Origin of the sequence: Mycobacterium sp. (assembly GCF_049280035.1) — a bacterium.
GTDB lineage: Bacteria > Actinomycetota > Actinomycetes > Mycobacteriales > Mycobacteriaceae > Mycobacterium.
The window spans coordinates 1-11,356 of sequence record NZ_JBAPPI010000836.1; the positions used below are offsets into that span (position 1 = coordinate 1).

The 11,356-nt window shown below is 64.8% G+C and carries 13 protein-coding genes; 7 read left to right on the forward strand and 6 right to left on the reverse strand.

The features are described from left to right. Positions 1-285: 285 nt before the first annotated feature. The 7 genes from WAN71_RS26715 (at position 286) to WAN71_RS26745 (ending at position 6,630) form a co-directional block, all read left to right on the forward strand. Positions 286-1,017, forward strand: coding sequence for a FadR/GntR family transcriptional regulator (locus WAN71_RS26715; protein ID WP_422228209.1), 732 nt, complete (start codon positions 286-288; stop codon positions 1,015-1,017). Positions 1,018-1,206: 189 nt separating this feature from the next. Next, positions 1,207-2,301 carry an amidohydrolase family protein gene (locus WAN71_RS26720; RefSeq protein WP_422228210.1) on the forward strand — a complete coding sequence of 365 codons (1,095 nt, stop codon included), beginning with the start codon at positions 1,207-1,209 and terminating at the stop codon, positions 2,299-2,301. After that, positions 2,207-3,283: an extradiol ring-cleavage dioxygenase gene (locus WAN71_RS26725; RefSeq protein ID WP_422228211.1), complete on the forward strand. Its 1,077-nt coding sequence runs from the start codon at positions 2,207-2,209 to the stop codon at positions 3,281-3,283. Before WAN71_RS26720 ends, WAN71_RS26725 begins: the two co-directional genes overlap by 95 nt. After that, positions 3,280-4,116 carry an alpha/beta fold hydrolase gene (locus WAN71_RS26730; protein WP_422228212.1) on the forward strand — a complete coding sequence of 279 codons (837 nt, stop codon included), beginning with the start codon at positions 3,280-3,282 and terminating at the stop codon, positions 4,114-4,116. Before WAN71_RS26725 ends, WAN71_RS26730 begins: the two co-directional genes overlap by 4 nt. Continuing rightward, positions 4,113-5,381: an aromatic ring-hydroxylating oxygenase subunit alpha gene (locus WAN71_RS26735; protein WP_422228213.1), complete on the forward strand. Its 1,269-nt coding sequence runs from the start codon at positions 4,113-4,115 to the stop codon at positions 5,379-5,381. The genes WAN71_RS26730 and WAN71_RS26735 overlap by 4 nt, the downstream gene beginning before the upstream one ends. Next, positions 5,378-5,869: an aromatic-ring-hydroxylating dioxygenase subunit beta gene (locus WAN71_RS26740; RefSeq protein ID WP_422228214.1), complete on the forward strand. Its 492-nt coding sequence runs from the start codon at positions 5,378-5,380 to the stop codon at positions 5,867-5,869. The genes WAN71_RS26735 and WAN71_RS26740 overlap by 4 nt, the downstream gene beginning before the upstream one ends. Next, complete coding sequence (locus WAN71_RS26745; protein WP_422228215.1) at positions 5,866-6,630, forward strand: SDR family NAD(P)-dependent oxidoreductase; 765 nt, start codon at positions 5,866-5,868, stop codon at positions 6,628-6,630. The genes WAN71_RS26740 and WAN71_RS26745 overlap by 4 nt, the downstream gene beginning before the upstream one ends. A gap of 65 nt (positions 6,631-6,695) precedes the next feature. Here the strand turns inward: WAN71_RS26745 and WAN71_RS26750 are convergent, their stop codons facing one another. From WAN71_RS26750 to WAN71_RS26775, 6 genes are all read right to left on the reverse strand, one after another. Next, complete coding sequence (locus WAN71_RS26750; protein ID WP_422228216.1) at positions 6,696-7,571, reverse strand: SDR family oxidoreductase; 876 nt, start codon at positions 7,569-7,571, stop codon at positions 6,696-6,698. Between the two features lie 19 nt (positions 7,572-7,590). Further along, positions 7,591-8,400: an enoyl-CoA hydratase/isomerase family protein gene (locus tag WAN71_RS26755; protein WP_422228217.1), complete on the reverse strand. Its 810-nt coding sequence runs from the start codon at positions 8,398-8,400 to the stop codon at positions 7,591-7,593. Between the two features lie 16 nt (positions 8,401-8,416). Further along, the gene (locus WAN71_RS26760) at positions 8,417-9,583 is read right to left on the reverse strand and encodes an acyl-CoA dehydrogenase family protein (RefSeq protein ID WP_422228218.1); all 1,167 of its coding nucleotides are present in this window, start codon (positions 9,581-9,583) and stop codon (positions 8,417-8,419) included. 322 nt (positions 9,584-9,905) lie between these two features. Then, positions 9,906-10,655, reverse strand: a complete 750-nt coding sequence (locus tag WAN71_RS26765) for a PaaX family transcriptional regulator C-terminal domain-containing protein (protein ID WP_422228219.1) — start codon at positions 10,653-10,655, stop codon at positions 9,906-9,908. 169 nt (positions 10,656-10,824) lie between these two features. After that, on the reverse strand, positions 10,825-11,085 hold the full coding sequence (locus tag WAN71_RS26770) for a cytochrome C oxidase subunit IV family protein (RefSeq protein WP_422228220.1): 261 nt from the start codon (positions 11,083-11,085) through the stop codon (positions 10,825-10,827). A 3-nt stretch (positions 11,086-11,088) separates the two neighbouring features. Further along, positions 11,089-11,356, reverse strand: a 268-nt coding sequence (locus tag WAN71_RS26775; RefSeq protein ID WP_422228221.1) for a cytochrome c oxidase subunit 3, incomplete at its 5' end; no start/stop codon positions are given.

Consider the following 11,356-nt stretch of genomic DNA (forward strand, 5'->3'; position numbering starts at 1 on the left):
GCCCGTGGCGAAGTGCACCCGGCTCACCGGTCGTGATATGCATCCGTCAGATCGTTTGGCTCGCAATAGTTTTCGCGAGCCGCGAGTCGACCCGCTAGGCCAGCGGTAAGACGTGACCGCGCCGTCGTCGTCGTCGCGGTGTCGCACCAGGATGTCGCGGACAGCGCGGTAGGCTTCTCGGCCGGTTGGTCGGTCCCTCGGTCTGGACTCCTCGCATCGGTTCGTCTGCGAAACTTGCTGTGCGGCGCCGCTGCGGCGCTGGCGACTATCCGAAGGAGGCTGCGCGTGCAACGTCGCGAGCCCGCACTGCGGTCCTCTCGGGCTGAACGCGTCGCCGCCGACCTGGAACACGAGATCCTCAGCGCGCGTCTGCCGGTCGGGGCTCACTTGGGGCGCCGCTCGGAGATCATGGACCGGTTCGGCATCAGCCCGACGGTGATGAACGAGACGCTTCGCATCCTGCGTGATCGCGACCTGGTGACGGTCCGGCCAGGACCAGGCGGCGGGATCACCGTGGCCAGCGCACCCCCGCAGGTTCGTCTGGGGGCACTTGATCTGTGGTTTCAGCCGTCCACCCCGCATCCCCTGGACCTGTTCGAAGCCCGGTTGTACCTCGAGTTCGGTCTGACCAAGGCGGCGTTCGAGCGGGCGACCGCCGACGATGTCGCTGCGATGCGATCGGCGATGGTTTCGCTGCGGGCCAGCATCGATGCATCGCAGTTCTTCGACGCCGTGCTAGCGTTCCACGGCGTCGTCGCCGCCGCGGCGCACATCCCGGTTCTGGAGGGGATGCATCAGCTCATCGTGACCAGCATCAAGGCTGTGCTGACGCGGGTGGTGTTTGTCGGCGACCACGAACCGCTGATGGCGAGCAGCCTCGATGTCCACGACGACATTGTGGCCGCCATCGCGCTGCACGATCAGGCGTCGTTCGTCGACGCCATCAACCGCCACGATCAAGACCTGATCCGCGCCGAAGACCCAGCCCGCACGCCAAACACCCCGCAGCGCCCCTAGCCGAACGTCGCGATAGTCGACGTCGCCACTCACTTCGCTGCCCCAGTGCGGCCAGTCCTGCCTGCGTTCCGGTCCTTCGTACCACCAACGAGGTATGACTCCGAGAATTGTGGATGCATATATTGAATTGTGCATGCATGATAGCTAGCGTCGAACTGGCCCACCCATCCAACGTGTTACCACGGAGCCATGGCCGTCGACGCTCACCGATCCGCCCGCACAGACCTCGTCGATGTCCACACCCACGCCATCGACGATGATCTGCCCAACCTGCGGCGCGCCTATCCGCACGACAGCTGGCCTAGCGTCGAGCGCACCGGCGAGACCGAGGCGCACCTGCTATTCGGTGGACAGCCCTACCGGCGGATCGACCAGCGGTGCTGGTCACCGGAAGCCCGGCTCACCGATATGGATCGCGAAGACGTTGCCGTGCAGGTGCTTTCGCCGATCCCTGTGACGTTCTGCTACCAGGCATCGGCGACCGGGGCGGCCGAGCTGGCGTCGGCTCAAAACGAGTTCTTCGCCCGGATCACCCACCAGCACCCAACCCGCTTCGCTGCCCTGGGCGCCGTAGCCCTCCAGGACCCCGACCGGGCCGTCGACGAGATGCGCCGGTGCATGCGACATCGGGGGTTCCTCGGTGTCGAGATCGGCACGCGGGTCGGCGGTACCGAGCTCGCCGAGCCGAGCCTGGATCGATTCTTCGCCGTCGCGCATGAACTCGGCGCCCTGGTCCTGGTCCATCCCAGTGACCAGGACCTAGCGCCCCGGGTGACCGGACTAGGACTGGGCTTCGGCGCGGGGATGCCGATTGAGACGGCACTGGCCGCGGCGGCGCTGATCACTGGTGGCGCACTATCCCGCCGACCCCTGGTGCGAATCTGCCTGGCGCACGGCGGCGGCGCGCTGCCGGCAATCATCGGACGGCTCGACAAAGGGGCGGTCATCGCCGGGATGCCCGCCGACTCCCCCGACTTACCGAGCCGCCTAGCCGCCCAGTTCTGGTGCGACTCACTAACGTACAGCCGTCGGATGCTGGACGCAGCGGTGCAACTCTTCGGCCGCGACCACGTCGTTTTCGGATCCGACTACCCCTTCCCGGCGATGCCCGAGCCCATCGACGACATCATCGGCGACCTACCAGTCGACCTGCGGCACAAGATCTGCCACACCAATCTGGAGGAACACCATGGCGCACTTCCTGGGCCTGGGCCTAACCCACTACCCGCTACTGGCCGGCACCGACGAGCACATGGCGGATCTGTTGCGCTGGACGCTGGCTGATCCCGACATTCCCGGTGAAGCAAAGGATCCCGCCAACTGGTCCGCGTCGATGCGCGCCGAATGGGGCACCGATGGCGGTATTGCTTCTGCGGCGCATCACCGTAAGCTGCTGGTGGAGAACCTTTCTCGCTGTCGTGACGCCCTCGACGAGTTCGCCCCCGACGTCGTGGTGGTGTGGGGCGACGACCAGTACGAGAACTTCCGCGAAGAGGTCGTCCCGCCGTTCTGTGTGCTCGCTTACGACGACGTCGAAGTCAACCCCTTCGAGCTGATGACCCGCCACGGCAGGCCGAACGCCTGGGGTCTGCCGGATGACACCACTATCACTTTGCACGGCGACGCTGAGAACGCCCGCCAACTCACCAACAATTTGATCGAGCGGGGATTCGACGTCGCCTACTCCTACCGGAAGCGCAGCGACGCTCCTTTTCCGCACGCGATCCTCAACACCCAATTGTTTCTGGACTACCCCGATGCCGGCTCGCGCTTCGAGTACCCGCTGATCCCCATCACCGTCAACTGCTACGGGCAACATGCGATCGCCCGCCGCGGCGGCCTGGCCCGCTTCGCCGACATCGCCGACGAGCGGCTCGACCCATCCGGGCCGACACCCGCCCGCTGTTTTGGGCTGGGCCGCGCGGTCGCGCAAGCGTTGGGAGACACCGACTTACGCGTGGCGCTGGTGGCGTCCTCGAGCTGGTCGCACGCGTTCCTGACCGACAAAACCTGGCACATCACCCCCGACACCGTCGCCGACCGCCGGCTGTATCAGCTGTTCATCGACCGCGACTACGAGAAGTGGCAGGCCACCCCAAGCCGCAACATCGTCGACTCCGGTCAACACGAAATGCTCAACTGGTTCTGCCTGACCGGAGCGGTCGACGAACTCGGCCTAGAGCTTGCGTGGTCAGAGCTGGTCACCACCGATGTCTTCAACTCCAACAAGTGTTTTGCCGTTTTCAAGGAAGGAGGCTCGCGATGACATCAACCGTCGCAGCGATCGCGTTAGAGCCGCGCACCACCGATGCCGGAGGCATCCAAACCAACTACCTTGAGGCCGGTTCCGGCGAACCGGTCCTCATGCTGCACGGCTCCGGACCCGGTGTCTCGGCGCTGGCCAACTGGCAGTACAACATACCGACGTTGGCGCAACGGTTTCGCGTACTCGCCCCAGACATCGTCGGCTTCGGCGCCACCGAGCGGGCCGATGACATCGTCTACTCGCTGCGCACTTGGACCGACCACGTCTGGTCGTTCCTCGACGCACACGGCATCGAGAAGACCGCGATCGTCGGTAATTCGCTGGGCGGACGTATCGCGCTGCAGATGGCCACGGACCGGCCGGACCGGATCACCAAGATGGTTCTGATTGGCACACCGGGTGTTGGCATGACGCCGACTGAGGGTCTTGCCGCTCTGCGCGCCTACGATCCGTCGCATGACGCGATGCGCGAATTGCTGCGCAACTACTTCGCGGTCGATCCGGCGATGATCACCGACGAACTCGTCGAGATCCGCTACCAGGCCAGCATCGCCGACGGCGCCTACGAGGCGTACCGCGCCATGTTCTTCGACCCGCGGCATGCCGGATCCGAACTGGGTATCACCGAAAATGAGGTGCGTGCGATCGCCACACCGACACTGCTTGTGCATGGCCGCGAAGACAAGGTGGTTCCGATGCAGGTCTCGGTCACGATGCTGGGGCTGTTGCCCAACGCCGATCTGCATGTGTTCAGCGCCTGCGGCCATTGGACCCAAATCGAGCGCGCCGACGAGTTCTCCGCGCTGGTCACCGACTACGTGGCCCGCCCATGAGTACCGGTATGCCGATCGTCGTCGATGACCCTGCCGCCCAACGGTTCCGGGTGCACCGCTCGGCGATGACCTCATCCCACATCCACCGGGCCGAGATCGAGCGGATCTTCGTCAAGTCGTGGCTGTACGTCGGTCACGAATCGGAAATCCCCAATCCTGGTGACTTCGTCCGGCGGCCGGTGGGCGGACGGCCGATATTCATGGTCCGCGGCGTGAAAACCCGCAACGTCAACGTGTTCCACAACACCTGCACGCACCGCGGCGCACTGGTGTGCCGACAGGATTCCGGCAACTCGAAAGTGTTCCAGTGCTTCTACCACGCCTGGACCTTCGACTCCGAAGGCCAACTCAAGGGCGTGCCGGACCGCGACGCTTATGCCGGCGGGGTGAACTTCGACGAATTGGGGCTCAAACGGGTGGCGCGCGTGGAATCCTATCGGGGCTTCGTCTTTGCCAGCTTTGACCCCGACATCGAAGACCTGCCCACCTATCTGGCCGATGCCAAGGACTACATCGATCTCGTCGTCGATGGCTGCGGCGGTTCGGTCGAAATGGTCCGCGGCACTAACCAGTACAGCTTCGCGGCTAACTGGAAGCTATTGGTGGAAAACAGTTTCGACGGCTACCACGCTGAGTCCACCCACGACACCTACTTCAAGTACCTGGTGTCGATCGGCACCGACCTGCGCGGTGGCGTCAGCGGTCGAGAGGTTGACCTCGGCAACGGTCACGCCGTGATCGAATACAGTTCCCCGTGGGGGCGTCCGGTCGCCAAGTGGGAGCCCCTGTTCGGTGAGGACGCCCGCGCCGAAATCGACCGGCTGCGCGCGGATCTGGTTGCCCGCCACGGCGAGGAGCGTGCGCATGCGATGACCAAGGTGAACCGCAATCTGCTGATCTATCCGAACCTGATCATCAACGACATCATGGCCGTGACCGTGCGCACCCTTTATCCGACGGCGCCCGACGCGGTGGACGTCACCGCGTGGGCACTGGCTCCCACCAACGAGCCGGCTCCCCTGCGTAACCGCCGGCTCGACAGCTTCCTGACGTTTCTGGGTCCGGGCGGCTTCGCCACCCCCGACGACCTGGAGGCGCTGGAATCCTGCCAGCAGGGCTTCGCCAGCGGCGGCGTCGAATGGAACGACATCTCCCGCGGGATGGGTCGCTCGCCGATGGCCGACGACGAAGAGCAGATGCGCGCGTTCTGGCGGCGCTGGCAACAGCAGATGGGCAGCGCGGCGGACCTGGCGGGTGCCCAGTGACCGCGCCTGCCGTCGCGGTGTGCCGGCAGCAGGTCGAAGACTTCCTGTACGCCGAGGCCGCATCACTGGACTCGTGGCAACTCGACGACTGGCTCCTGCTGTTCGACGAGGACGCGAAGTACGAAGTGCCCTGCAACGACGCTCTCGACGGCGACCCCGCGCATGATCTGATGCTTGTCGACGACAACTACACGCGGTTGGCGGCCAGGGTCGAACGACTCAACAGCCGACGCGCCCACCGCGAGTACCCGCATTCCCGCACCAACCACCAGGTGTTCAACGTGCGGGTGGAAGGGTCGGCCGACGAGATATCGGTGACCGCGTCGTTCACGGTATGGCGGTTCCGGGCTGGACGGTCGAGTTGCTATGTCGGCCGGTACCGATACCGGCTGCGCTGCGGCGACGGCGGTTTCCGGATCGCTTTGAAGCGAGCGGAATTGGATATGACGGATCTGCGTTCCGTCGCCGATGTGGCGATCATCCTATGATCGGCGCACTGAGCGGCCGGACGGCGATCGTGACCGGCGCCGCCTCCGGTATTGGCCTGGCTATCACCATGCGGCTGATCGCTGACGGCGCCGCGGTTTTCGCAGCGACCCGCAACAAGGAAGACCTGGAGCGGGTATATGAGCATGCGAAGATCTCCGGCGGCTCCGTCGGCGAGCTACACCAGCCCGGCGCGGCCGACGACCTGGCGGCCACGGCGGTCGAGACGCTCGGTCATGTCGACGTTCTGGTAAACAACGCCGGCGGAGGCGTGATTCGCCCCACCCTCGAGCACACCGAGGAATCGCTACGCGCCACTGTCGACAACAACCTATGGACGACGATCTACTGCGTGCGCGCGGTGCTGCCGCACATGGTGTTTCGCGGCCATGGCCGCATCATCAACATCGGCGCCGACTCGGTGCGCAGCGGGCTCACGGACCATGCGATGTACAACGCCGCGAAGGGTGGTGTGCATGCGATGGTCACCGGCCTGGCACGCGAGTTCGCCGCCACCGGAATCACTGCGAACACCGTGGCGCCTTGCTACGTACGCACACCGGAACTGACCACGCTGCTCGAATCCGGCCAAGCACCACCGCGTCTGGAGCGCGTGGTCGAGGAGGGCACGGCCATCGTGCCGATCGGACGCCCGGGCGATCCGGCCGAGGTCGCGGCGGCTGTCGCTTTCCTCGGCGGCGAGGAAAGCCGATTCATCACCGGGCAAACGATTTACGTCAACGGCGGCAGCAGCATGGGCTGACGGCCCTTTCGTGCCCCCGAGAACCGCAACGCTGCAGTCGGCGAGGAGTGAGGACTGCGCAGGGATCACGGCACCTCGTCGAGGATCGCAGGAAGCGAGGACCGGTGGAACCCGTCGAAGGCCACATTGTTCTTGGCCGGCTGCAGATCCCACCATCCACGGCGGGCGTTCGGCGCTCCCCCGTCGATGCGGATGCAGGAGCCGGTGATGTAGCTCGCCGCCGGCGACAACAGATACACGATCGCCGCCGAGACTTCGGCTTCAGTTCCGAACCGCTGCAATGGGATACCTGGCGTCAGGTCGTTGCGAATAAATGCTGTGTCCTTGTCTTCGTAGGTGTCCAGACCCTGCGACGCGATCGATCCGGGGGCGACGGTGTTGACACGGACACCGGATTCGGCCCATTCGGTCGCCGCGCACTCACTCAGCGTCAGCATTCCGCCACGCGCCGCCGCGGAATGGGAGAAATGTGGCCACCCGTGCCAGATGTCGGCGATCATGTTGACGATCGCGCCACCGTGATCGATCATCCACCGGTTGTAGACCTCGCGCATGACAACGAATCCACCGGTCAGATTGCTTCTGACCACGGCCTCGAATCCCTTTGTCGAGATCGTCTTCATCGGAGCGCGATATTGGCCGCCGGCGTTGTTCACCAGGCCGTCGATGCGGCCATGGTCGGTGAGCACCCGCTCGACGGTGGCGATGACCGCATGTTCATCGCGAATGTCGGCGACATGGGCGGAAATCGAACCACCGTCGGATTCGATCTCACAGCGCACACGCTCGAGTTTGTCCTCGTTGCGCCCGACGATCGCGACATGCGCACCGAGAGAGGCCAACTCATGGGCGGTGCAACGCCCGATTCCGCTGCCGCCGCCGGTGATGACGACGATGTGCTCACGGAATAGGTCGCGACGGTAGATCGAGTTGTATGACATGTGTTCCGTCCTGGGCTCGTCAGCGGCGCTCGGAGATTGTCGTTACCCGGTCGGCGTCGCGCCGTTCGATGAACTCCTGCTTGCGCTCGACGATCTCCGGGTTGCCCATGGTCGAATAGCCATACAGGCACTCAAGCCTGAGTTGGTCGTCCAATGGGCGGCCGACGACGTCAAGGATGGTCTGTTTCGCTGATTCCACCGCGGCCCTGGGATTGCGCAGAATCTTGGCCGCGACGTCCTCGGCGGTGGCCATCAGATCGCTGTGGGGCACAACGCGATTGACGAGATGCACTTCTTTGGCCCGTCGCGCGTCGATGGGTTCGCCCATCAGCTCCAGCTCCATCGCGATGCCCACCCCGACCGTGTTCACCAGCCGGACGATGCCCCCGTCGGCGAAATGCATGCCACGCCGCATGTGGAAGAAGCCGAAGTTCGCGTGCTCGGACGCGATCCGGATGTCACACGCCAGGGCAAGTTCGATGCCGCCTCCGATGACCCAGCCGTTCAGCGCCGCGATGATCGGTTTAGGCGTCCGATGCAGCCCTCGGGTGATCCGGCCCGCGAATCCCTTGTCAAGCAGGCTGCGTCCGAGGTCGGGCCCGGCGTTGAGCCACGGATCGACATGCGATTTCAGGTCGGCGCCCGCGCAGAAGGTCTTGTCGCCGGCCCCGGTGAGGATCGCGATCCGGACATCCGGATCGTCGCGGAAATGCGTCCACGCCTCGAACAGCAGCTCATCGGTCTCGGTGTCGATGGCGTTGTGGACCTCGGGCCGGTTCAGCGTGATGTATGCGATCTGATCGCGCTTCTCGTAGATCACCTTGGCCATGGGAGTCCCTTCGGAGTCATGCCGAGACCGCGCCGCGGCCGGCCTTGTGTCGGGCAATGATCAGCTTCATGATTTGCGCGGTGCCGTCTCCGATCTGCAGGCCCAGGACGTCTCGCAGGCGTTGTGCGTACGGCATTTCCTCGGTGTAGGCACCGTGCCCATTGAGCAGCAGGCAGGTTTGGACGATGTCGAAGGCCAACTTGGGTGCCCACCACTTGCACATCGCTGCCTCAGCGGTGTGCGGCAGCCCCTGGTCCTTGAGCCACAACGTCTTCAGGCACAGCAACCGGCATGCCTCAAGTTGGGTCTCGGCCTCGGCCAACGGGAACGACACACCCTGTTGCGCGATCAGCGGTTTGCCGAAACTGGTCCGCTCAGCGGTGGACAGCCACGTTTCGTCAAGGGACTGCCGGGCGACCGCCAGACACTGAAGCCCGATCAGGGCACGGCTGTAGTCGAAGCCCTGCATCACCTGGACGAAACCGTCATCTTCCCGGCCGATCAGGTGCGTTGCCGGTATCACCACGTGGTCGAAGTGGATCGACCCCCGCCCGGCGCACCGGCCGCCGAGATCGTCGAACTCACTGGTCTTGATGCCCGGCAAGTCCAGAGGGACGAGGAAGGCGCTGATCCCACGCGCGCCGCTGGACTGCGCCCCGGTGCGGGCCCAGACGATCGCGAACCCCGCCTGGGTCGCAAAGCTGGTCGACGTCTTCTCGCCGTCGAGGATGTAGGTGGCGCCGTCTTTGGTTGCCCGGAGGGTGAGGTTCGCGGCGTCCGATCCACCGCCCGGCTCGGTCAGCGCGATGGCCGGGATCATCTCGCCGGCGGTCACACCGCGCAGCCACGGCGCGACCACTGCGGGATCTCCGTGCCGGGCCAGGATCGCGCCGCTCAGCGACATCGTCACCATCAACTGGCCGACGTTGTAGTCAGACCGGCAGATGGCCTCGAGGACGAGACCCGCTGTGGTGCAGTCAAGCCCGAGGCCGCCGTACTCTTCAGGGAGCTCTACCCCGAACAGTCCGAGGCTGCCCATCGCCCGCAATGTCGCGCGGTCGAACGCACCCTCGTGCTCGCGTTGCTTGTAATACCGAGCCAGCTGTCGCTCAGCGAAGCCCCTGGCCACCTCGACCAGCACCTCTTGCTCCGCGCTGATCGAGAAGCTCAACGGTCCCGTCATGGTCCTCCTCGTGGTGACTGCTGGCGACCTCCGCTGTGATAGCCGTCGCTACGCACAAACGCCAAGGTCACCGTGCCCGACGACAGCCGGTCCGGTGTCCGGCACGTGAGTTGCCACTATGATACACAACTGCATCATGTGATGAGGCTTTGTTCCCCGGGAATTGTCCCTCACGCCGCAAGACAAGCGGGCCGAAGCGGTCATCGGGGCGGCGGGAGAGCAACGAACCGTTCCGCGGCAGGCGTCGTCGCCGCGGTTCTGCCTCTACGGCGATCCGGCGTCACGACCGGCCGAGAACGCGCGCGAGCCGCCTCAGCCCCGACTACCCGCCGCTGTACTTTCGCAGACGCGCCGAGTAGTTGGCGTTGAAATCGGTGTAGCGCTCTCGAAGTCGATCACCCGGCCAGCCCGCCGGGAGCAGCTCGTCCGGCAGGTACGGATCGAGCAGCAGGTGTCGGATTACCTCCGCGGTAGCCATGAACCCTTCGGCGAGACTCTCTGCTTCGTCAAGCACCGTGAGCAATCGGTCCGCCTCGGCCGCCCATCCCGGCAAGTCCCACAGCGACGCTGCCAGGCTCGACGAGTCAGAGTGGTGACTGACAAAAAACTCACACTGGTCGGCGATGATGCCGTCGAGCTCACGAGAGAGGTTGTCCGGCCGCATCCACACCCCCTCGCGCAACTCGCCCATCCGGTGCCGCACCATGCTCGTACGCAGGGCCAGGCGCTCGGCCAACGGCCGGGTCGTGCTCGTGACGACGGCCATCTCCCACCCCCCAGTCCACCGCCGAGTGGGGGGCGAGGTGAGCGCATCCTGTTCGGCCTGCCGTCGCAGCAATCGCTCGGACAGGCGATACACGCCATCGTCAACGGTCACGTCGCCGTCCTTCACCATGCGCGTCAGGGCAACCCGGGTCGCGCGGTCCGCGATCCCAAACAGCTCCCCGACCTTCACCAAGGCGCTAATCGGAAGCGCCGGGGGATGGTAGCCGAGCAGAGTGCTCAACGCGACCGACCTCGCGGTAAGCGGGGTGATCGACGGCAGGTGACGGTGCGGGACCACGGGATACATAACTGAACTCCATCACTTGTCCTACAACACATCGATCGCACTGCGCTCACGCATCGGCAATGCAAACCTATTGCAGTGCACACGTAGGCCATTTCAGTACAGCCCGATCCGCAGTGACGTGTGTCTGGTCGGCCTGCGCGGGCGGCACACCCGACAGCGGGGCGCCAGATCACACCAGGTAGACGGTCACGATCAGCGCGGTGACCGCGAGCAACCAGCCGTCGCAGACCAACCGCAGCGCAAGTGGCGCGTGACGCACCTCCATGAAGTGCCTGATCACCAACCGCACCTTGACGGCGGCGATGAGCAGGATGGCCACCGTCGCCACCTCGGGGGTGACCGAGTTCTTCGAAAGCAACCAGGTCGTTGCGCAGGTGGCCAGCATCAACGCGGCCCACACGATAGTGACCGGCTTGCGAAGCAGCTCCACTACTCACCTCACCAGATACAGCAGCGGGAACAGGATGATCCAGAGCAGGTCGACCATGTGCCAGTAGATACCGCCGCATTCGAGAACGACGGGCCGCTCCGGGTCGAACGACCGGGATCGGGCCTTGAACCACAGCACGAGTAACACGACGCTGCCCGCGATGACATGGAACAGATGGATTCCGGTCAGCGTGAAGTAGTACATGAAGAAGTCGTTGGTCAACAGGCTGATGCCCGCGTTCAACTTCTCGGTGTACTCGATGGCCTTCGAC